This is a genomic window from Microbacterium gorillae, from assembly GCF_050990725.1.
Taxonomy (GTDB): Bacteria; Actinomycetota; Actinomycetes; order Actinomycetales; family Microbacteriaceae; genus Microbacterium; species Microbacterium gorillae_A.
The window spans coordinates 4095229-4117438 of record NZ_CP158844.1 but is presented as its reverse complement, the minus strand read 5'-3'; the positions used below and the strand labels follow the sequence as shown (position 1 = coordinate 4117438).

Sequence of the window (22210 nt, the reverse complement as noted above, 5' to 3'; positions counted from 1 at the left end):
CGAGGCGTTTCGGCAGCCCGCGATCTACCGAACGGCGTCCGCGAGGTGCTTCGCCCCGTGGCTGAGCACCTTGATGATGATGCCGCGGCGACGCAGTTCCGCCATCGTCCGCTGTTCCTCGGAGAGATCGCGACCGAGCGCGTGAACTGAGGAGATCACCAGGACGTCACCGCGTCGGAGGGTACCGAAGAACCGGGTGAGCCGCTGCTCCCAGGACTCCAGCGTCTCCGGAGCCGGGTGTCGGAATCCCTCGATGGGCACGCCGAAACGGGAGAGGTCTTCGCGCTGGTCGATGAGGGAAGGCATGTCGTCACGCACCACCACGAGCCCCACCAGTCGTGACCCTTCGGGGCGAGCCCGCCACCACGTGCTGTCCGACTGCAGTTCCGAGAAGCACTTGGGACACTCCGCAGCCGTGTGCGCCACCGGAATCAGCCCCGTGTCGTTGCCGAAGTCCGTGCCCGCCGTCGCGCCGTCCGTCATGTCCTTCTCCGTCGTTCGTCGTGTGCTCCCATTGTGCCTGACACCACCGACATTGCACCCGGGGTGAAGCGTCGGAGCCGGGGCGCCCCTGTCGTCATCCCTCCGGGAGGTGCGCGCGGATGCTGAGCTCCTCGGCGTCCAATCCCTCCAGCACCCGCCGCAGCATCGCCGTGCTGTAGCGACCGTTCGAACGTGCTGACGTGAGCCGCTGCCGCTGCGCCTGAATGATCACGAGACGGATCGCGCGCAGCTCATCCATGGTGGCGCCCTCCGCCTCATTGGGCGGGGCGACCATGCGCTCACGCGCCGCGGCCAACAGCTCGGGGTCGAACGGACGGCCGTCCTCACGATGCAGGTCGGGGTTCGCGAGCGCCTTCGATGCCGCCTCACGCAGGGAAGCGTTCAGCTCGGCGAGCCGCTCGGCGTAGTCTGCGTCATCCCTTGCTCCGGTCAGCCCCAGGGCCCGAATGAGCGGTTTGATCGTGGAACCCTGCACGAGGAGCGTGCCGACGGCCACCAGGAAGGCGATCAGGATGAGCAGGCTGCGGTTCGGGGTGTCCTGCGGCAGCGTCTGCGCCGCTGCCAGGGTCACCGCGCCGCGCATCCCCGCCCAGACGATGAGCGTGCCCTCACGCCAGCCCAGCTGGGACGACTCGAGGTACGCGATATCGCCGAGCGATCGGGAGATGCGCCGGCGGAAGCTCGCCAGGCGGCGCTCGGGATTCCGGGCCCCGCGCTCGGCGACCTGCTCGACCGTGACGTTCTGGAACCGATCGCGGGCCTGTTCCAGATGCGGGCGGATCGTCTCACCGCGCTTCGCTCGCCGTCCCTGCAACCACACCAGCGGAATCACGTAGAGGGTTCGCATCCCCATGATTACGAGGAAGGCGAGCAACGCGAGGAAGGCGGCGTTGCCGAGGATGTCCTCGTCACCGCTGTTGATCACGGAGCTGAGCTCCAGGCCCATGATGAGGAAGACCGCTCCCTCGAGCATCAGCTCGATCGTGCGCCAGTTCACGCGGTCGCTCAGTCGCTGCTCGGCGGTGAAGTATCGAGCGGCGCCCTGACCCGTGACGATGCCGGCCACCACGGCGGCGACGAGGCCCGAGCCACCGAGGTGCTCGCTCGGGAGGTAGGCGACGTACGGGACCACGAAGCTGATGGCGGTGGCGGCCGTGGTCGACGGGATCCACGCGCGAACCCGCAGGTTCACCCAGCCGACGATTCCACCGATTCCGACGGCGATCACCACAGCCCAGCTGAACGTTCCGATGCTGCCCCAGAGTGCGAACGGCGCGGCGGCAGCGGCGATCGCCGTCTTGAGGAGCACGAGCGCGGTGGCGTCGTTGAGCAGGCTCTCGCCCTCCAGCATCGTCACCACACGGGGCGAGGTGCCGAGCTTCTTCACGATCGAGGTGGCGACGGCATCCGTCGGACTCAGCACGGCACCGAGCGCCACGCCGACCGCGAACCCGACGTCAGGGATCAGGAGGCTGAAGACGAGTCCGAGTACCAAAGACGAAAGCAGCACCAGCAGGACCGAGAGTCCGCCGATCGCACTGAAATCTCGGCGGAACTCCATCGCGGGAAGAGACACGGCGGCGGCGTACAGGAGAGGCGGCAGGATGCCGATGAGGATCCAGTCCGGCGGCAGGTACAGATTCGGAGTCCCCGGAATCAGCGTGATCCCGATGCCGAGCGCGACCAGCACGAGAGGTCCGGCGACGCCCACCTTCGGTGCCAGCGCCGTCACCAGCGCGATGATCAGGATCCCCGCGACGACGAGGATGATCGTCAGGTCGAGATCGATCTGAGCGAACAAGGGGATGAGATGGTCGATCTCGGGGAAGTTGGACAGGGGCGTGAACATGTGGACCCTCCTCCCGAGGCGTCTGCGGAAAGGGCATCGCACACGCCGACCTCTTCAGTTTAGAGGGGCGCTCGTGGCGGGAACCGCCTCGTGCCGGCGCAGAATGTGTGTGCATCGTTCCGTGCGATGGGGCCTCGGGCGAGTACCTTTGACCCATGACGTTCAACCCCAATGCTGATGTCAGCGACAACACCGCGCAGCGTCGCGGCGGTGGCCGTCGTACCGGCATGGTGGTGGGAGGCGGAGCAGTCGGCCTCGGAGCCATCGTGGTGGCGCTGGTGGCGATCCTCACGAACGGTCAGGTGGATCTCAGTGGGATCGTCGGCACGGGTGGGCAGACCCAGCAGCAGGAAGCGGCACCCACGGTTGGTGCTATCGCCGACTGCAAGACGGGTGCCGATGCCAACGCGAATGACGACTGCCGCCTCGCTGCTTCCACCCTGTCACTCGACAAGTTCTGGGCTGCCAACATGGACGGCTACGTCAAGCCCACCGCGGTGATCTACGAGGGCACGACGGAGTCGGCGTGCGGCACCGCCAGCAATCAGATGGGCCCGTTCTACTGCCCGCCGGATCAGGGCGTCTACATCGATCCGTCGTTCTTCGAGATCATGCGCCAGCAGTTCGGCGCCGGCGCTGGGGACCTCGCTCAGGTCTACGTTCTGGGTCACGAGTACGGCCACCACGTGCAGAACCTCATCGGCATCATGGAGCAGTATCCGAACAACGGCACCGGTGCCGACAGCAACAGCGTGCGCACAGAATTGCAGGCGGACTGCTTCGCCGGCGGGTGGATCAAGGACCTCACGCTGACGAAGGACAAGAACGGCGAGCCCTACTTCCTGGAGCCCACCGAGGCGCAGATCAAGGACGCGCTGGACGCTGCCGCAGCCGTGGGAGATAACAACATTCAGAGCCGCAGCGGGTACGTGAACCCGGACACCTGGACGCACGGTTCCAGCGAGCAGCGCCAGACCTGGTTCTGGACGGGATACCAGCAGGGCATCAACGCCTGCGACACTTTCGACGGCCCGCTCTGAGAGCACCGCTCCGAGGAGCGACGATGACCGGTGCGCGCCGACAGCGCACCAGTGGGGGAACGACATGACTGACGAGCAGGGCTTCGACGAAGACCTCTACCCGGCGATCGAGCCGTATGAGACGGGTCAGCTGCTGGTGGGCGACGGCCATCGCATCTACTGGGAGCAGAGCGGCAATCCCGAGGGAAAGCCCGTGGTATTCGTCCACGGCGGCCCGGGATCCGGTACCTCGCCGTGGCAGCGACGCTTCTTCGACCCGGAGAAGTATCGCATCGTGCTGTTCGACCAGCGCGGTGCCGGTAAGTCCACACCGCACGCGAGTGATCCCAGCGCCGACATGCGTCACAACACCACGTGGCACCTGGTGGCGGACATGGAGCTGCTGCGCAAGAACCTCGGAATCGCTGCGTGGCAGGTGTTCGGTGGGTCCTGGGGATCCGCCCTTGCCCTCGCCTACGCGCAGACACACCCCGATGCGGTGACTGAGCTGGTGCTCCGGGGGATCTTCACGCTGCGGCGTGAGGAGCTGGAGTGGTTCTACGAGGGTGGCGCCGCTGCGGTGTTTCCCGACTACTGGCGCGCATACGAGGAGCAGATCCCTCCGGTGGAGCGCAACCGCATGATCGAGGCCTACCACCGCCGACTCTTCGACTCGGACCCGGCGGTGCATCTGCCCGCGGCGGTGGCGTGGTCGCAGTGGGAGGCCGGCACCGTCAACCTCCTCCGAGACCAGGACGCCGTTGACGACATGGCTGATGCGGCCCGAGCGGTAGCGTTCGCGCGTATCGAGAACCACTTCTTCATGCACGGCGGATGGTTTCGCGAGAACCAGCTCATCGATGACGCCGCACACATCCGACACATCCCTACGGTGATCGTGCAGGGGCGCTACGACATGTGCACGCCGATGATGACGGCATGGGCTCTGCGTGAGGCGATGCCGGAGGCGGAGTTCATCGTGGTTCCGGATGCCGGTCACTCGGCCGCTGAACCCGGCACGCGTCGCGCGCTGCGCGCGGCCTGTGATCGGTTCGCGTCCTGAGCCGGTGCGCGACACGCCCGTTGTTCATCGGGATTTGTCGTGTGCGTGGGTTCCGCGTAGGTTAGTTCTTGTTCGCCCCACAGGGTAGAGCGGAGGGCCTTCGGGTCCGGCTCCCCTCAAGCTGGTGAACGATCCCCTTCGATGATGATCCTGGCGCTGTTGTGTCGGGGTTGTTGTTGTGGGTGGTTGCCTGGACTGTGGCTTGCGGCGTGTCGGTTTGACGTGTTGCTGGTTCTGGTCTAGGTTAGAGAAGTTGCCCCGCAGCGAAGCCCGGAAGGGTGGTGTGTGGGAGTATCCGATCCTTGAGAACTCAACAGCGTGCACTTGTCAAATGCCAAATAACCTCGTCGGTCGAGCTTTTTGTTCGGCCGGGTGAGATTCCTTTGGATCAATTTATGGTTGTCAGTTTTGACATCCTTTTTTGGTCAGTTTCAAACTCGCAATGCTTCCGGCCTTTTTCCGGTTGGGGTGTTGCAGCTGTTTTTTCACGGAGAGTTTGATCCTGGCTCAGGATGAACGCTGGCGGCGTGCTTAACACATGCAAGTCGAACGGTGAAGCAGAGCTTGCTCTGTGGATCAGTGGCGAACGGGTGAGTAACACGTGAGCAACCTGCCCCGGACTCTGGGATAAGCGCTGGAAACGGCGTCTAATACCGGATACGAGACAAGACGGCATCGTCATTGTCTGGAAAGATTTTTTGGTCTGGGATGGGCTCGCGGCCTATCAGCTTGTTGGTGAGGTAATGGCTCACCAAGGCGTCGACGGGTAGCCGGCCTGAGAGGGTGACCGGCCACACTGGGACTGAGACACGGCCCAGACTCCTACGGGAGGCAGCAGTGGGGAATATTGCACAATGGGCGAAAGCCTGATGCAGCAACGCCGCGTGAGGGATGACGGCCTTCGGGTTGTAAACCTCTTTTAGCAGGGAAGAAGCGAGAGTGACGGTACCTGCAGAAAAAGCGCCGGCTAACTACGTGCCAGCAGCCGCGGTAATACGTAGGGCGCAAGCGTTATCCGGAATTATTGGGCGTAAAGAGCTCGTAGGCGGTTTGTCGCGTCTGCTGTGAAATCCCGAGGCTCAACCTCGGGCCTGCAGTGGGTACGGGCAGACTAGAGTGCGGTAGGGGAGATTGGAATTCCTGGTGTAGCGGTGGAATGCGCAGATATCAGGAGGAACACCGATGGCGAAGGCAGATCTCTGGGCCGTAACTGACGCTGAGGAGCGAAAGGGTGGGGAGCAAACAGGCTTAGATACCCTGGTAGTCCACCCCGTAAACGTTGGGAACTAGTTGTGGGGTCCATTCCACGGATTCCGTGACGCAGCTAACGCATTAAGTTCCCCGCCTGGGGAGTACGGCCGCAAGGCTAAAACTCAAAGGAATTGACGGGGACCCGCACAAGCGGCGGAGCATGCGGATTAATTCGATGCAACGCGAAGAACCTTACCAAGGCTTGACATATACGAGAACACTCTGGAAACAGAGGACTCTTTGGACACTCGTATACAGGTGGTGCATGGTTGTCGTCAGCTCGTGTCGTGAGATGTTGGGTTAAGTCCCGCAACGAGCGCAACCCTCGTTCTATGTTGCCAGCACGTTATGGTGGGAACTCATGGGATACCGCCGGGGTCAACTCGGAGGAAGGTGGGGATGACGTCAAATCATCATGCCCCTTATGTCTTGGGCTTCACGCATGCTACAATGGCCGGTACAAAGGGCTGCAATACCGTGAGGTGGAGCGAATCCCAAAAAGCCGGTCCCAGTTCGGATTGAGGTCTGCAACTCGACCTCATGAAGTCGGAGTCGCTAGTAATCGCAGATCAGCAACGCTGCGGTGAATACGTTCCCGGGTCTTGTACACACCGCCCGTCAAGTCATGAAAGTCGGTAACACCTGAAGCCGGTGGCCTAACCCTTGTGGAGGGAGCCGTCGAAGGTGGGATCGGTAATTAGGACTAAGTCGTAACAAGGTAGCCGTACCGGAAGGTGCGGCTGGATCACCTCCTTTCTAAGGAGCATCTGAGGACTCCGGTCCTCCAGAACCCAGATCGAGAGCGAATGTTTCTCGCTGGGAGCTCATGGGTGGAACATTTGACATGCCGTCAGCGCAGCTGACTCCAGTTAGTACGGTCTTCGGATCTGGAACGGTGGGGGATGCTAGCAGGCGGCTGCACGCTGTTGGGTCCTGAGGGACCGGATGTGATCCGTATGGATTGCTTCATTCCTCTGGGCTTCTGCTGATTCTGACCGTGTGTCGGGGGAGGTGGGAGTACCGCCCGTACTTTGAGAACTACACAGTGGACGCGAGCATCTTAAAGATGATCCGTATGGGTTTCGGCCCGTGTGGATTGTTTTTTGAAAGTGTCAGATCTTTGGATCTGATCATTTCTTAACTCATGTATTCAAGTCTTTAAGAGCAAACGGTGGATGCCTTGGCATCTGGAGCCGAAGAAGGACGTAGCAATCTGCGATAAGCCTCGGGGAACTGATAAGCAAGTTTTGATCCGAGGGTGTCCGAATGGGGAAACCCCGCTGGGCGGCGTGCCGACCTAGTGACTCCCGCCTGAATATATAGGGCGGGTAGAGGGAACGTGGGGAAGTGAAACATCTCAGTACCCACAGGAAGAGAAAGCAACCGCGATTCCGTTAGTAGTGGCGAGCGAAACCGGATCAGGCTAAACCTTGCGTGTGTGATAGCCGGCAGGTGTTGCACGTTGGGGGTTGTGGGACTCACCGGAAGTTTCTGCCGAGACTTCGACGTGACAGTAGCGTATAGACGAATGGTTTTGAAAGGCCAGTCATAGAGGGTGCCAACCCCGTAGTCGAAATGCGTGTATTGGCGTGGAGAGTATCCCAAGTAGCACGGGGCCCGAGAAATCCCGTGTGAATCTGTCAGGACCACCTGATAAGCCTAAATACTCCCAGATGACCGATAGCGGACAAGTACCGTGAGGGAAAGGTGAAAAGTACCCCGGGAGGGGAGTGAAATAGTACCTGAAACCGTTTGCTTACAAACCGTTGGAGCACCCCTGGTAGGTGTGACAGCGTGCCTTTTGAAGAATGAGCCTGCGAGTTAGTGATACGTGGCGAGGTTAACCCGTGTGGGGTAGCCGTAGCGAAAGCGAGTCTGAATAGGGCGATTGAGTCGCGTGTCCTAGACCCGAAGCGAAGTGATCTATCCATGGCCAGGTTGAAGCGACGGTAAGACGTCGTGGAGGACCGAACCCACTTAGGTTGAAAACTGAGGGGATGAGCTGTGGATAGGGGTGAAAGGCCAATCAAACTTCGTGATAGCTGGTTCTCTCCGAAATGCATTTAGGTGCAGCGTTGCGTGTTTCTTGCCGGAGGTAGAGCTACTGGATGGCCGATGGGCCCTACAAGGTTACTGACGTCAGCCAAACTCCGAATGCCGGTAAGTGAGAGCGCAGCAGTGAGACTGTGGGGGATAAGCTTCATAGTCGAGAGGGAAACAACCCAGACCACCATCTAAGGTCCCTAAGCGCGTGCTAAGTGGAAAAGGATGTGGAGTTGCTGTGACAACCAGGAGGTTGGCTTAGAAGCAGCCACCCTTGAAAGAGTGCGTAATAGCTCACTGGTCAAGTGATTCCGCGCCGACAATGTAACGGGGCTCAAGCACGCCACCGAAGTTGTGGCATTGACATTTTTGGTAGGCCTTCGTGGTCCAGCCGTGTTGATGGGTAGGAGAGCGTCGTGTGGCGAGTGAAGCGGCGGAGTGATCCAGCCGTGGACGCTACACGAGTGAGAATGCAGGCATGAGTAGCGAATGACGTGTGAGAAACACGTCCTCCGAAAGACCAAGGGTTCCAGGGTCAAGCTAATCTTCCCTGGGTAAGTCGGGACCTAAGGCGAGGCCGACAGGCGTAGTCGATGGACAACGGGTTGATATTCCCGTACCGGCGAAGAACCGCCCAAGCTAATCCAGTAGTGCTAAGTATCTGAATCCTCTTGACCGGATCCTTCGGGTGATGGCTGGAGGCCTAGCGTACGACCCCGTTCTGGTGCGGTTAGCGTATTAACAGGTGTGACGCAGGAAGGTAGCCCAGCAGCGCGATGGTTGTCGCTGTGCAAGTGCGTAGGCTGAGTGATAGGCAAATCCGTCACTTATACAGGCTGAGACACGATGCGTATCAAGTGGGTGATCCTATGCTGCCGAGAAAAGCATCGACGCGAGGTTCTAGCTGCCCGTACCCCAAACCGACTCAGGTGGTCAGGTAGAGAATACCAAGGAGATCGAGAGAATCGTGGTTAAGGAACTCGGCAAAATGCCCCCGTAACTTCGGGAGAAGGGGGGCCATCGGCGTATTAGGACTTGCTCCGAAAGCGTTTGGTGGCCGCAGAGACTAGTGGGTAGCGACTGTTTACTAAAAACACAGGTCCGTGCTAAGTCGCAAGACGATGTATACGGACTGACGCCTGCCCGGTGCTGGAAGGTTAAGAGGACCGGTTAGCCGTAAGGCGAAGCTGAGAATTTAAGCCCCAGTAAACGGCGGTGGTAACTATAACCATCCTAAGGTAGCGAAATTCCTTGTCGGGTAAGTTCCGACCTGCACGAATGGCGTAACGACTTCCCAACTGTCTCAACCGCGAACTCGGCGAAATTGCAATACGAGTAAAGATGCTCGTTACGCGCAGCAGGACGGAAAGACCCCGTGACCTTTACTACAGCTTGGTATTGGTGTTTGGTGTGGCTTGTGTAGGATAGGTGGGAGACTGTGAAGCATTCACGCTAGTGGGTGTGGAGTCGTTGTTGAAATACCACTCTGGTCACTCTGGATATCTAACTTCGGACCGTAATCCGGTTCAGGGACAGTGCCTGGTGGGTAGTTTAACTGGGGCGGTTGCCTCCCAAAAAGTAACGGAGGCGCCCAAAGGTTCCCTCAACCTGGTTGGCAATCAGGTGTCGAGTGTAAGTGCACAAGGGAGCTTGACTGTGAGACTGACAAGTCGAGCAGGGACGAAAGTCGGGACTAGTGATCCGGCAGTGGCTTGTGGAAGCGCTGTCGCTCAACGGATAAAAGGTACCTCGGGGATAACAGGCTGATCTTGCCCAAGAGTCCATATCGACGGCATGGTTTGGCACCTCGATGTCGGCTCGTCGCATCCTGGGGCTGGAGTAGGTCCCAAGGGTTGGGCTGTTCGCCCATTAAAGCGGTACGCGAGCTGGGTTTAGAACGTCGTGAGACAGTTCGGTCCCTATCCGCTGCGCGCGTAGGAAATTTGAGAGGATCTGACCCTAGTACGAGAGGACCGGGTTGGACGAACCTCTGGTGTGCCAGTTGTTCTGCCAAGAGCACCGCTGGTTAGCTACGTTCGGGATGGATAACCGCTGAAAGCATCTAAGCGGGAAGCCGGCCTCAAGATGAGATTTCCATACCTTCGGGTGAGAGGCTCCCAGCCAGACTACTGGGTTGATAGGCCAGATGTGGAAGCGCAGTAATGCGTGTAGCTGACTGGTACTAATAAGCCGATGACTTGATAAACACCCCCCATCCGTGGGTGGGTGGCATGAACTTGCTTGCGTCCACTGAGTGGTTCTCGATGTACGGTCGAGAACACACAACGAATGACTCGTTGTGCTGATTGAAACATCAATAGTGTTTCGGCGGCCATAGCGAGAGGGAAACGCCTGGTCACATTCCGAACCCAGAAGCTAAGCCTCTCAGCGCCGATGGTACTGCAGGGGGGACCCTGTGGGAGAGTAGGACACCGCCGGACTCCCTTTAAATGACGAAAGCCCTGACCAACGCCGGTCAGGGCTTTCGTCGTACCCGGGCACCTTCTCCGGGTGCGTCGTGGCCGTGTGCACTGCGCACGCCAACGTTAGGGTCTTTTCATCTTCAGCGAACCCTATTCTCACGCACAGGGTTTCAGCGGTATTTGTTGTTTCTGCGTGCCTGATCGGCGCGCAACACCCGTACCGCTGCGCCACCTGCGCGACGGTGCCTGAAGGGAGAAGCAATGTCTGAACAGACAGCTCGGACACGACGACGTGTCGCGGCAACGGCGTCGACGTTCGCGCTCACCGTCGCCGGTATGGCGGCGTTTGGAGCAGTGCCAGCGCATGCTGCGCCAGCACCAGACCCCGCGCCTGCCTCGACAGCGACCGGCTCGGCCGCGGTCACCGGCGACGGCTTTGACGATCACTACATCAACTACGTCGAACCGCGCGTGGAGGGAGCGTTCGACGCCTCCGACGATCACGTCGTGGCCGACCAGAACGGCAACGTTCGTGGTGCCGTGAGCGCCTCCGCCATCGAGCGTGCCAAGGAGAACGATCAGAAGCACGCACAGGGCAACCCCGTCGCGGCTCGTCAGCTCGCGGCCACGGAGGCGAAAGCGGTCAAGACCGGCAAGAGCCCGAAGAATCTGAAGCAGTCGAAGACCACCCAGCAGGCGAAGCTGCTCACCATCCTGGTCGAGTTCGATGGCACCGACGACTTCTCCGACCTCCAAGTGCCGACGAGTTTCGGGGCGACGGACTGCAAGGCCGGTGATGTGCAGGGACCGACCCTGCACAACGGCATTCCGAACCCGGCAGATGCCTCGCACCCCGACAACAACACGATGTGGGTGCCCGACTTCTCGAGCGAGCACTTCAATAAGATGCTCTTCTCCAGCACCGGCATCACGGACCGCGTGCGGACGGATCTGACCGGTCCCGACGGCAAGCCCGGCTTCGACATCTCCGGCTACACGATGAAGAACATGTACGAGGAGATGTCTCGCGGCGCGTACACCGTCACGGGACAGGCCACGGCATGGGTCAAGGTGCCGCACTCGGAGGGGTACTACGGTGCCACCGTCTGCCATCTGAACCCCGAGACCGGTGAGTATGAGGCCGGCCCGATGCAGGACATGCAGGGCCACCCCGACAACCCGCTGGGCCCGGGACAGCTGCCCATCGACGCCGTTGCGGCACTGGCCGCGCAGAGCCCCGACTTCCCGTGGGCTGACTACGACATCGAAGACCAGGGCGACCTCGATGGCGACGGGAACGTGAACGAGCCGGACGGGATCATCGACCACGTCGTTCTCGTCCACGCGGGCGAGGACAAGTCCGGTGGTGGCGGTGCCGAAGGCACGTACGCCATCTGGGCGCACTCGTCCGACGTGACCGGCGGCGCACCGATCCCGGGAACGGATCTGAAGATCCAGAACTACATCGTCCAGCCGGAGAACTCGGGCGTGGGCGTTTTCGCGCACGAGTACGGTCACGATCTCGGTCTCCCTGACCTGTACGACACCTCGAACGCGGGCAACTCCGACATCGACTTCTGGGATCTGATGAGCTCGGGTTCGCACTCCGGCCCCATCTTCCAGTCGATGCCCACCCACATGGGCATCTGGGACAAGTGGGTGCTCGGATGGGTGGATCTCGAGGAGGTCAACCCAGGAGACGGCACGAAGACCATCAAGGTCGGTCAGACTTCGCGTCCCGCGAAGGGCACCAAGGATGGCATCAAGGTGAACCTGCCCGACAAGCAGATCGTGCTGGCGGAGCCGCACAGCGGTTCCGAGATGTGGTACTCGAACGCTGATCAGGCGTGGGCCGATGTCACGCTGGCGCGCTCGATCGACAGCGTTCCGGCGGGTGCGACGTTCTCGATGTGGAACAACTTCGTCATCGAGGAGGACTGGGACTACGGCTTCGTCGAGGTGTCCACCGATGGTGGCAGCACCTGGAGCGAGCAGAAGGTCTACGACGACAACGGCAACCTCGTCTCTACCGACGACGGCTACTCCGACCCGAACGGTCGCATGGCCGACTTCGGCGGCAAGAAGTACGGCCTCACGGGTACCACCGACGGCTGGCGTCACGACAACGTGGATCTCTCCGCCTTCGCGGGGCAGAACATCCAGATCCGTCTGCGGTACGCAACGGATGCCGCGTACATGGATCGCGGTTGGTTCTCCGACGACTTCTCGCTGACCGCCGGGGGCACCACGCTCTGGAGCGACGACGTCGAGTCGGGAGACAACGGGTGGACGGCTGCCGGTGGCACCTTCACGGACACCACGGGTGCTGGGTGGGTCCGCGACACCGGTACGCAGATCAAGGCGCAGTACTACCTGGTGGAGTGGCGTAACCTCGATGGCTTCGACAAGGGTCTGAAGTACGGCTACACCACCGTGTACAGCGACGATGCCTGGAAGGTGGAGAAAGTCGCCTACAACGCGCCTGGCGCGCTGGTCTGGTACCGCGACACCACCTACGGCAGCTCCAACCAGGTCACCGCGAACCTCACCGCGCTGCCCAGCTACGGCGCCAAGGGCGGTCTGCTCCTCGTGGACAGCCACTTCGATCCGCTGCGCCGCACCGGTGCCGAAGCGGCGCTCGACCCGTCGCTGCTGAAGAACATCTCCAGCCGCGCCCAGTCGTCCAACGCTGCCTTCGGTGTGCAGGCGACCTATCCGCTGCGCGACTGCCTGGTGGATGCGAACTACAACGAGGCCTGCACCGACTTCGGCCCGCTGCCCGCGGTGAGCACCTTCACCGACGACAAGGGCTGGGTTGCCGGTCTCGAGCTGCGCGACGGTCAGCTGTACAACCGCATGCGTGATGCGTCGGTGGTTGTCCCGTCGGTCGGCGACGCGCCGTACACGACGCGCGTGGTGAACCCCGATGGCTCGCCCGCCACCGGTGTTTACGGCCTCGACCTCGGCTTCACCACCCTCGGCACCGGCAACCCCGCCGATTCGGGCGTGGGCTACGGCACCGTGATCTCGGTGAAGAAGTCGATGCAGAATGACACCGCGGCGCTGATCTCGGTCACCGCCCCGCGCGAGTGATCTGACCCGCATGCGAAGCGCCGGTCCTCTCGAGGGCCGGCGCTTCGTCGTTCTTCGGGGAGGCCACCCTGGTTCGGGGTTCGGGGTTCGGGGTTCGGGGTTCGGGGTTCGGGGCTCGGGCTCGGGCTCAGGGCTCAGGGGGGGGCTGGTCTCAAAGGACGCTGATCAAGGAGCGGGGCGCTGCGGTTCGTAAGAGCAGTTCGGTGTCGGGCGTTAGCAACCGGGCGCAGCGGGGGCGGTGTTGCAGGTGGTGCGGACGGGTGCGGTGCGGGCAGTGAGGATGTGGGCGGTGGGCCCGAGGGTTGTGGTGGTGATGATGCCGTGGACCGGTCTGGGGATGTTGTCGGGGAACGTGACGGTGGCGGTGTAGTGGGTGGCGATGGTCGTGGGGTAGATGCCGCGGGTCGTGTACGTGTGAGTGATCGTCGCTGGGTTGTCGGCGGTGTAGGTGGGGGCGGTGTTGTCACCGTGGTCGAGCGTGTAGCCGGCGGGGATGAAGGTGACACTGACGGGATGGCCAAGGAGAGATCCGGTGACGGTGTGGGTTGTCGTGGTGAGCGTCATCGGCAGGGGTGTGTTGGCGAGAGCCATGGCTTCGTTGGGGGCGGTGGCCGTGGGGTCGTGCGGGGTGAAGGTGATGAGGTCAGTGTTGTAGATGGTGTCGGGGTAGGTGGGTTGTTCGGGCGTGGGCTCGGGAATTCCCGGGTTCGGGCAGGCGAGCGGGCTGAGGTTGTCCCAGCAGAGGTCGCCGGGCCCGGGCGGGGCCGGCACGGGGTCCGCGGGCGTGCCATCACCATCACCAGTCCCATCGTCCGTATCGGTGTCGGGGGCGGAGACAGGCTCACCGGGGTCATCAGGTGTGGTGACTCCTCCGACGTCGACCCCATTGCCGTCATCGCCGGGGTTGTAGTCGAAGCAGACTCCCTGCCCGCAAGTTGCGGAACCGCTCGTCGGTGACAGCCATGTCGCTGTGGCCAACGCGACGATTGCGAGGCCCATGTTTACTCGCATGAGGGCCCTTCCTCTCGCGGTTCGCTATTGCTGAGAAGCCACGGGCCGGAGTTCTGTGAGGTCAGCTCGGCAGTGATGGCGAGCATCCCGGGCGGTCGATCGAGCACGACTTCATTGCCGCCGGAATCGTATGCATGCACGTTGCGGCTGTCTAGACACACATCGAGATAGACAGTGCCATCGAGCGGCGATTCCCTCGTATTGAGGGTTGCTAACGCCACCTCAGACGTCCCCGAGATTTTCCAGCCGCGACTGTCGAGTGCATCCTGGAGGTCAACTTCAAATTGCTTTTGGTGACCGGTCGTTAGTTCAAGGACGTCCTCTCGCGTAGCCGTTCCGGCGTCAACTGCGTTTCCCATGTCTATGTACGCCATGTACGCAGCGATCGCCGCTTCCGCATCCGCATCGGACACTGGCGTGGGCGTCGACGGGTGATAGGTCGGGGTGATTGCAGCAAGTGTCGGCGCAGTCGTCGCTTCGGCGCTACACCCGGCGAGTGCCAACGCCGCCACAGTGATGCATGCCGCGGCGTGAATCCAGGAGCGGGGGAGAGACAGCATGCTCTCAAGTTAGACGCACTCGCGGGTGTCGGGACAGGGCTCTCCACAGCGCTCGACCGGGGAGGAACGGTCACATCTACACGGCGTCGGTCATCTGCGCGGTGAGGAGCGATGCGAAATTGAAAATTTCTCACGGATCCGAGCAGACTCTCATACGCATCTAATTTATGGGTAATGCAAGTCTGGCCGCGCTGGGCGACAGAATGGGCGTGCTTCTCAGGGTATTCTTCTGTTCGCACCGGTGTACTTGCTCATCGCTGGGGAGATCGAACCGCGGACTTCGTTGTGAGCCATAGTGTGACGGTATGGCATTCAGAAATTGGTTTCGCCGTTCGCGAAGCGCTCAAGACGAGAAGAGCCCAACCGCTCGCGAAGTATTGCGCGAATCCGACCGATATGAGGCGCAACTGCTGCAGGCTGCGCGCCAGTCAGGATTCGCGGGCATAATCGGCTGGGCAAGCATGGGACTCCTGATTCTTGTGAGCTGGATACAAGGTAGCGAGAATTCGATTGATTTCACGTGGATCTCAGCGGATTCGGCCGGTGCCGCATTGCTGGCTCTGCTACCTATCTCGCTGGGCCTCCAAGTTCTGGTGCGTATGCCTCGAGACCCGGAAGCTCTCCGGCCTGCCCAATTGATCGCCCAACGCCAGTTCTGGGGCTCTATCGCCTCACTGGTGGGGGCTGGCGCGGTGTTCGTCGGGATGAACGCGATCTCATCCGCGCTCCAAGGATTGGGTGGCGGACACCCTGCGACTCTGGTGGATCTTCTGGGGGTTCCGATCGGCGCGCTCATCACACTGGTACTGGCGGTAGACGCCTCTGCAATCGCCGACATTGATGCGCAGCGATTCGATCTGTATCGAGAACGTCGTGCTCAACAGATCCTGCTTGCACGCCTTCAGCGCGCGCGTATCCGCGGGCGGCACCGCGAACATCCCATGAGGGCACTCTGGTGGCAGGGCTGCAGTGTCGCCGGGGTCGCAGTGAGTATTCTCAGCGTTGCGGCGGGTTATGCTGCGGATCAGTTTGCGACGGGGTTGCTCTACGCGATCGCGGCGACTTTCGTCGTCATCGCCTTCTTCGGCTCCAGCCCGGACCTCGGGCGAGCCATCGTTAGCCTCAAGGCGTTGGACGTGTTGAGCCTTCTCGTACTGCCGATGCTGCTCAGTGTCTTTCTCGGCGCGACAGTTGCGGTGGGTGCTGTGCAGTCCGCTCCGAACGCCATTTCACAAGCCCTTCTCGTTGGTCTTGCCGTCCCATTGCCAGCGATCATCGCCGTGTTGAGTGTTGCGATCCCTCGGCCGGACCATCGGTATACAGCGCCGCTTCTGGACGTGGCATGGGTCAAGCTTGGTGAGACCGTGAAGCGATTGGAAGAGTGGAACGACGCTCCACGACAGCGTGTTCCATGGATCAGCTTCGCGTGGTCGGCGGCGTTGCTCGCGCCATTCGCTGTCGTCTCCGTTCCGTTGGCAGTCGCTGCGGGAATCGCACGCCGACACGCACGAAAGGCTCAGCCGCGAGGTCCACTCATCACGGCCTGGGTACTTGTCATTGCCTGTGTTCTTGCCGAGGTCGTGCTGTGCGTCTTGGTGCCCATCATCTGGTCTGGCCAAGGGTGGTGGTGAGCGCTCGCATACGGACGATCCCGGCCCAGGCTGCGGATATCGCCTGTACTTACACCGTGACGCGGCGGAAGGGGGTGATGTAGGACTTCATCTCGGCGGACTTCGTGACCGACCACATCACGTCGACGTGGGGTTCGAGGCCGGTGACCTTGTCGAGCGGGGCGGCGATGATGAGTTGGAAGCCGAGGTCGCGCCAGGCGGTGACCGCGCGGCCGGCGAACTCGGAGTCCGACTTCACGAAGCCCTCGTCGAGGATGACGGTGGCGAAGCGGGGCTTGGCGCGGCGCTCGTCGCCCAGCTGGTAGCGCAGGGCCGAGCCGACGATGAACGCCACCAGCTCCTGCGTCTCGCCACCGGATTTGCCGGCGATGTCCGTGTACGTCGACACGATGCGCCCGTCGGAGGAGACGCGCGAGGCGGAGATCTCGATGTGCTGTCGCACGTCGAGGAGGCGATCGCGCTCCAGCGTGGAGCCGTTCACGCCGACATCGATCTGGGTCATGAAGTCGCGGAGCTCGACGAATCGCGCCTCGGCCTCTGCGTCGCTCCATTCGAGGGAGGCGGAGCTCAGGCGATCGAGCTGGCGGCGGAAGCGCGCGAGATACTCGGGCGTGGAGTGGCGCACCTCGATGCGCAGCCGGTCCTGCCCGCCGGCGCCGAACGGGGTGCCGCGGAGGATGTCGTTGATCGGATCGAGTCGCTCATCGATCGCATCGAGAGCGCGCTGGTACTGGTCGCTCAGCAGCTTCAGATCGTCGCCCGACCACTTCTGGAAGCTTCGACGGAACGCCTCCAGGCGCTGCGGCAGACCGTTGCGCACGATCTCATCCAGGATCGCCTCATACTCCTCGAACGCCTCGACCCCCGATCCGCGGTTCAGGTCGGGCCAGCGGGAGTCGAACATCTCGAAACTGCGGATCAGGGCCTGCTCGGCACGAGCCGCCGCCTGCTCTGCAGCGGCAAGATCCGTCGAGACGGCCTCGCGAACCAACGCGATGACGCGCGGCAGATCGGCACGCGTGAAGTCGCCGCCCAAGCGCGCGGACTCCGCGGCGAGAGAAGCGCGGTCTGCCTCGTCAAGAGTTGCCGATTCCCGACGCTCGATTGCGTCGAGCAGTGTGGCCACATCGTCCTTGCGGTCGACGACGCGACCCCACTCCGCGTCGAGCTCGATCGCGGACTTGCCGGCGATGACCGACACCGCGCGCTGGTCCTCGCGCTCCGCGACGAGCTCCGCACGGCGTGCCTGCAACTGCTGGAGCGCGTCGGAGTCGGTGGTCAGCGCCTCGTACTGCTCACGCAGGCCCGCCACCTGCTCTGCAACGGTCGCCGCGTCGATGTCGTCCCACGCGGTGGACAGCACGATGCCGAATGCCGCCGAGCGGCGGTTGTGTGCGTCGAGACGCTCGTCGCACTCCTGTAGCTGCGCAGCCAGCGCGGTGCGTTCGCCGTCGAGGGCGACCGCCTCCTCGGCGATCTCCGACATGCGGGCCTCGCCGGAGAACCCCAGGACGTCGCGCTGGCGCAGCGCGCGACCGTGCGCACCGCGAGAGCCGCGGCGCGTCTGCCCGTTGATCGTGACCGTCGGCTCCTCCGCCTCGAGATCGGCCGCGTCCTGCACGCACAGGTGATCGATCGCATCGCTCGCGACGTGTTCGGCGAGCCACCCGGTGAACGGCCCCTCCTGGAACACCAGACGACCGGAGACGTATCGGGTGTCCGTGGGGCGGCGGAACGGGACGTCGACGGGGACGGCCTGGTTCTGCAGGCGCAAGCCGAGCTCCCCGGCCTGACCGGCGACGAACGTGTCCATCACGCGACGGATCTGCGGCGCACGACGCTCGTCGATGAGCATGGTGAGCCCGACTCCGCGCAGCGTGTCCTCCGCGGCGCGACGCCACTCGGCGAACTCCGGAGCGATGTCCATCAGCTCGGCGGCGAAGGGGAGATCCCGCGGATCCACCCCCGCTGCGGCCGCGATGCGACGGCGGGCCTCATCGTGCTCCACCGGCACGCGGCCCGCGCGGGATCCGAGGGAAGCCCGTTCCTCCTTCAACGCCTGCAGTCGCGCCTCCACGCGACCACGGGCGGCGACCACGCGGTCGCGCTCCGACTGCAGAGCCATGAACGAGTCGGAGGACGATCCGGTGTGCGCCTGCGCGACGGCGCGCAGCTCGGCGAAGGAGTCGGCGTCAAGTGTTTCCAGGGACAGCGCCTGCACCTTGTCGAGGAACTCGGATCTCTTCAGCTGCTTGCGCGCGAGATCGGCGCGAGCCTGCTCGAGCTGCGACTCCAGCACCTGCATCGCGTTACCGCCGTTGTCGCGGATCTCCTGGTCGATGACCTCCAGCTGCGCGTTCAGCGCGGAGATGCGCGCGTCCGCGGCAGCCTTCTCGGCCTGAGCACGCTCCTTCTCGATGCGCGTGCGGCTCTCATCGCGATCCAGCAGATCGCGCTCGGTGAGCAGGCTCCAGAGCCCGAACGCCGATTCATGCGCGTTCACGCCGAGACGATCGAGCCGCTCGGTGCGTGCGAGAGCATCGCGTCGCTCGGCGAACAGCTCGCGGATGGGGGAGAGCACCCGCTGCTTCTCCTCCGCGATGCGGATGTCCTCGTAGGTCTGGTTCAAGGCGCGGAACTGTTCGAGCGCGCGATCGGCCGCGCCGAAGGTGGCCGGTCGCTCCAGTACGAGCTCCTTGAACAGCCGGTCGACCGTGCGCACCTGGTGACCCGCCTGCACGCGGGCGAGGAGGCGCAGCGCGTTGTCGCCGCTGTCAACACCGCCGATGCCGAGTCGCGTGGTGACGTACTCCAGGAACTTGCCCGGCGTCTCGTGCGTCTCGATGCTCGGCAGCGTCTCACGCATGCGTCGCACGTCGAAGCGGGTCTCGGCGTACCGATCCAGCTCGGACAGGTCCACGTCGGCCGCGACGGTGAACATGCGCATGCGGACATCGGCCGCGTTCGTGGCACCTGCGGGCGCGATGAACGTGCGCAGCACCGTGAGGATGCGCTCTGAGTCGTCGGTGAAGGTGGCAGCGATGGCGCCCCAGATCGGGGCGTCGCCGCCGCGCAGCACCGTGTCGGTGATCTCGTCGCCCTGCCGGGTGGAGTCGATCTTCCCGCGCAGGTAGCTGAGGACGTTGCGCTGGGTCGCGCTACGGGCGCGTCCCGTGGTGGCGTCGTTCGAGGCCCCGTTGAAGGGGACGTTCGTGGGCATCATCAGCGCGAGGTACGCGTCGAGGATGGTGCTCTTACCGGTGCCGGAGCCGCCGGAGATGAGCGTGGCGTCATGGCCGAAATCGATGCTGTGGTGGCCGTGGAAACCGCCCCAGTTCACCAGCTGCAGCGTGGTGAGCCGCCACTGCGCGGTGGCGTCGTCGAAGCCCTCGAAAAGTGCAGGGGTGCTCACTCGGCGTCCTCCTCGGTGGGTGCTGCCGACTCGGGCGCGTCATCGTGTTCGTGGGCACCGGGCCGGTTCTCCTCGCGGAACCAGGCCAGGAGGGCGGGCAGCTTCTGGGCCGGCAGCACGGATTCGATGACGGCCGTGATGAGATAGCGGTCGGGATCCGTCGTACGAGCGAGAGCGCCGAGGCGCACGGCGGATTCGATCGCCTTCTGCGCGCGGTTGCGGTCGCCCGCCTTGTCTCCGGCGTCCTGCGGGCGATAGAGCGCGATCTGCTCGAGCAGTTCCTCGGCGCCGACCGAGACATGCTCGACGCCGTTCGCCCGCTCGGTGAGCTGACGCTGGCGCAGGTGCAGCAGCAGCACCGTCTCCTCGCGCGTGTAGGTGGCCTCGTGCAGCAGCGGAGGCACCGGCGAGTCGGTCTCGGAACGGATCTGGAACTTGAAGGCGACGCCGTTGGGGTCGATGCGCAGATCGAGGAACAGATCGTTGAGGCGGGAGCGAATGAGCGCTTCATCCTCCCGCAGCACGGCCCAGGCTTCGGGATCGGCGGTGGCGGTGATCGTCGGCTTCTTCAGAATGCGGACCAGGGCGCGGCGCTGGGCGATCGTGAGCATGCCGGAATCGCCGTCCCACAGGGCGGAGCGACCCTCCAGCGCCGCATCCTCCAGCGAGTCCGTCCCTTCGAAGGCGGAGGCGTCGGCGACATCCGGGTCGGCGTCTGGTGCCGGGGCGAAGCCCTCCGCCATATCGGGCACGTCGTCCACGGACGTGTCTTCGTCTGTCCACATGTCCACGCGGGTGTCGTCGCTCATGCGTCCTCCTCGGCGTGCAGTGCGCTCGCGTCCGCCGTGATGCGGGGGATGGCGAACGTCTGGGGTGTTCCGTCGGGGCGGTGCGTGCGCACCGTCTCCGTGTCGTCGTCGCGGCCGAGATCGGCCGTCATCTGCATCAGGCCGAACAGCTCGACCGGTCGGCTGAGGTCGGCGGGCAGGGTGTTGAACGCCTCGCCGATGGTCGCGGCGCCGTCCGCAAGACCCTCGGCTAGTGCCGCCCGCACTTCGGCGGTGAGCGGACCACCCTGGAGGCGGACGTCGGCGAAGTCGGGACCTTCGGGCGCCTCGCCCGCGTCGGGGTCGAGTCGCGCGACCGGCCGATCGTGCGCCGGCGAGTGGAAGTTCTCCTTGACGTGATCGACATCGAGGCGTCCGGGCTGCTCCCACAGCGCCGGAACGGTGTCGCGCACGCGGGCGGTGTCCATCCACACGGAGAGCTCATCGTGCAGGGCAGCGAGGAGGCGGGTCACCTCGCGGTCCTGGGCGGAATCGTGACTGGTGATGTGCTCGCCGAGCACGCGGTGCAGCCGGGTGCGCGTGTGCTGCACGTCGCGCAGTCCGCGGCGGAGCACATCGGTGGAGCGGCGGAACACGCGAGCGTCCTCGGCACGGACCTCGCCGGCGAAGGGGTGATCGAGGATGGTGGCCAGATCGTCCTGGAACGCGCGCAGCAGCTCTCGATCGTTGAGAATCGCCAACGCGCCCTCGAACGCCCGCCCCTCCTCGGTCTCCTGGGAGAGCTGGGCGCTGCGATTGAGATACTCCTCCAGCACCTCGCCCTTGGGACGATCCTCGGCCCGGAACTGCTTGATCAGGTCACGACGCATCGCGTCGAGAGACTCCTCCACCCGGCGGAAGTCGCGCGGCAGCTGGCCGAGGAGATCGCGCATGTTGAGGTAGCCCTCGAGCATGCGCCCGTCACCGGCGCGGTGCAGCTCGCCGCCGGCCTGGAGGCGGTTGCGCTCCGCGGTGAGGGCGGCGATCTCCTTGTCGAGCGCGGTGATGCGGGCGTCGCGGTCGGGGTTCGCCTCACCGGCGAGGCGGCGAACACCGTCGACGATCATCGTGAGTCGCGATTCGCTCAGCAGCGCGCGATCGGCCGTCAGGCTCTCCACGACGCGCTGTGCGCCGAGCGCCGCGGAGGTGAGCTCGTACGCCTCATCGTTGTCGTCGTCATGAACCCGATTGATCCAGCGGGCGTTCATCCAGGCGGTGCAGAGGGAACGGCCGTCGCCCTGCGGGACGTCGTAGCCGCCTTCCCGCGCTTCGGCGAGGAACGCGTCCACGCGCACGTGTACGCGGTCGGCCTTCACGGACTTCGCCGACTGGTCGAACACCTCGCGGAAGACGGTGAGCACGAACGGCGCGCGCTTCGTGCGCAGCAGCCGGAGCGTGGGGCTCTGGGTGGCCGCGGAGATGCGGGCGAGCTCAGCGGTGATGTCGCTCATCGCTGCTCCCCCTCGGCCGAAATCCGCGCGGCACCGGGTGCACCGCACGGCCTTCCAGGATACCGCGGGCAGG

Annotated in this window: 11 protein-coding genes and 3 rRNA genes; 7 read left to right on the top strand and 7 right to left on the bottom strand. The window is 63.5% G+C overall.

Annotated elements, in window-relative coordinates; translation table 11 throughout:
* Positions 1 to 24: 24 nt before the first annotated feature.
* Positions 25 to 483: a recombinase family protein gene (locus ABTV68_RS19010; RefSeq protein WP_433675235.1), complete on the bottom strand. Its 459-nt coding sequence runs from the start codon at positions 481 to 483 to the stop codon at positions 25 to 27.
* A gap of 94 nt (positions 484 to 577) precedes the next feature.
* Positions 578 to 2353: a cation:proton antiporter gene (locus ABTV68_RS19005; RefSeq protein ID WP_433675234.1), complete on the bottom strand. Its 1776-nt coding sequence runs from the start codon at positions 2351 to 2353 to the stop codon at positions 578 to 580.
* 155 nt (positions 2354 to 2508) lie between these two features.
* On the opposite strand from ABTV68_RS19005, the gene ypfJ reads away from it, so the two are divergent.
* From ypfJ to ABTV68_RS18975, 6 genes are all read left to right on the top strand, one after another.
* Positions 2509 to 3393: a KPN_02809 family neutral zinc metallopeptidase gene (gene ypfJ / locus ABTV68_RS19000; protein WP_433675233.1), complete on the top strand. Its 885-nt coding sequence runs from the start codon at positions 2509 to 2511 to the stop codon at positions 3391 to 3393.
* Between the two features lie 64 nt (positions 3394 to 3457).
* Positions 3458 to 4435: a prolyl aminopeptidase gene (gene pip, locus ABTV68_RS18995; protein ID WP_433675232.1), complete on the top strand. Its 978-nt coding sequence runs from the start codon at positions 3458 to 3460 to the stop codon at positions 4433 to 4435.
* A gap of 484 nt (positions 4436 to 4919) precedes the next feature.
* Positions 4920 to 6442: ribosomal RNA gene (locus ABTV68_RS18990) — 16S ribosomal RNA — on the top strand.
* Between the two features lie 392 nt (positions 6443 to 6834).
* A 23S ribosomal RNA gene (locus ABTV68_RS18985) occupies positions 6835 to 9935 on the top strand.
* A gap of 118 nt (positions 9936 to 10053) precedes the next feature.
* Positions 10054 to 10170 (top strand): 5S ribosomal RNA (gene rrf / locus ABTV68_RS18980).
* The 16S, 23S and 5S rRNA genes sit together here, the layout of an rRNA operon.
* A 243-nt stretch (positions 10171 to 10413) precedes the next feature.
* On the top strand, positions 10414 to 13245 hold the full coding sequence (locus ABTV68_RS18975; protein WP_433675231.1) for an immune inhibitor A domain-containing protein: 2832 nt from the start codon (positions 10414 to 10416) through the stop codon (positions 13243 to 13245).
* A gap of 213 nt (positions 13246 to 13458) precedes the next feature.
* Here the strand turns inward: ABTV68_RS18975 and ABTV68_RS18970 are convergent, their stop codons facing one another.
* Together ABTV68_RS18970 and ABTV68_RS18965 are read right to left on the bottom strand one after the other, a co-directional pair.
* Positions 13459 to 14244, bottom strand: coding sequence for a hypothetical protein (locus tag ABTV68_RS18970; protein ID WP_433675230.1), 786 nt, complete (start codon positions 14242 to 14244; stop codon positions 13459 to 13461).
* A 2-nt stretch (positions 14245 to 14246) separates the two neighbouring features.
* Entirely contained in the window at positions 14247 to 14816 is a 570-nt protein-coding gene (locus tag ABTV68_RS18965) for a hypothetical protein (RefSeq protein ID WP_433675229.1), read from the bottom strand.
* Between the two features lie 305 nt (positions 14817 to 15121).
* Between ABTV68_RS18965 and ABTV68_RS18960 the strand changes: the two genes are divergently transcribed.
* Complete coding sequence (locus tag ABTV68_RS18960) at positions 15122 to 16447, top strand: hypothetical protein (protein WP_433675228.1); 1326 nt, start codon at positions 15122 to 15124, stop codon at positions 16445 to 16447.
* Between the two features lie 49 nt (positions 16448 to 16496).
* Here the strand turns inward: ABTV68_RS18960 and ABTV68_RS18955 are convergent, their stop codons facing one another.
* Genes ABTV68_RS18955 through ABTV68_RS18945 form a run of 3 tightly spaced genes read right to left on the bottom strand, consistent with a single transcriptional unit; the run spans position 16497 to position 22137 of the window.
* Entirely contained in the window at positions 16497 to 19859 is a 3363-nt protein-coding gene (locus ABTV68_RS18955) for an ATP-binding protein (RefSeq protein ID WP_433675227.1), read from the bottom strand.
* Positions 19856 to 20668, bottom strand: a complete 813-nt coding sequence (locus ABTV68_RS18950; RefSeq protein ID WP_433675226.1) for a DUF4194 domain-containing protein — start codon at positions 20666 to 20668, stop codon at positions 19856 to 19858. The genes ABTV68_RS18955 and ABTV68_RS18950 overlap by 4 nt, the downstream gene beginning before the upstream one ends.
* Positions 20665 to 22137 carry a DUF3375 domain-containing protein gene (locus ABTV68_RS18945; RefSeq protein ID WP_433675225.1) on the bottom strand — a complete coding sequence of 491 codons (1473 nt, stop codon included), beginning with the start codon at positions 22135 to 22137 and terminating at the stop codon, positions 20665 to 20667. The genes ABTV68_RS18950 and ABTV68_RS18945 overlap by 4 nt, the downstream gene beginning before the upstream one ends.
* Between the last annotated feature and the right edge of the window lie 73 nt (positions 22138 to 22210).

Excerpts from the sequence above, each read along its gene's own strand:
- ABTV68_RS19010 (WP_433675235.1), bottom strand. The coding sequence starts at position 483 with ATGACGGACGGCGCGACGGCGGGCACGGACTTCGGCAACGACACGGGG.
- ABTV68_RS19005 (WP_433675234.1), bottom strand. The coding sequence starts at position 2,353 with ATGTTCACGCCCCTGTCCAACTTCCCCGAGATCGACCATCTCATCCCC.
- ypfJ (WP_433675233.1), top strand. The coding sequence starts at position 2,509 with ATGACGTTCAACCCCAATGCTGATGTCAGCGACAACACCGCGCAGCGT.
- pip (WP_433675232.1), top strand. The coding sequence starts at position 3,458 with ATGACTGACGAGCAGGGCTTCGACGAAGACCTCTACCCGGCGATCGAG.
- ABTV68_RS18975 (WP_433675231.1), top strand. The coding sequence starts at position 10,414 with ATGTCTGAACAGACAGCTCGGACACGACGACGTGTCGCGGCAACGGCG.
- ABTV68_RS18970 (WP_433675230.1), bottom strand. The coding sequence starts at position 14,244 with ATGGGCCTCGCAATCGTCGCGTTGGCCACAGCGACATGGCTGTCACCG.
- ABTV68_RS18965 (WP_433675229.1), bottom strand. The coding sequence starts at position 14,816 with ATGCTGTCTCTCCCCCGCTCCTGGATTCACGCCGCGGCATGCATCACT.
- ABTV68_RS18960 (WP_433675228.1), top strand. The coding sequence starts at position 15,122 with ATGGCATTCAGAAATTGGTTTCGCCGTTCGCGAAGCGCTCAAGACGAG.
- ABTV68_RS18950 (WP_433675226.1), bottom strand. The coding sequence starts at position 20,668 with ATGAGCGACGACACCCGCGTGGACATGTGGACAGACGAAGACACGTCC.
- ABTV68_RS18945 (WP_433675225.1), bottom strand. The coding sequence starts at position 22,137 with ATGAGCGACATCACCGCTGAGCTCGCCCGCATCTCCGCGGCCACCCAG.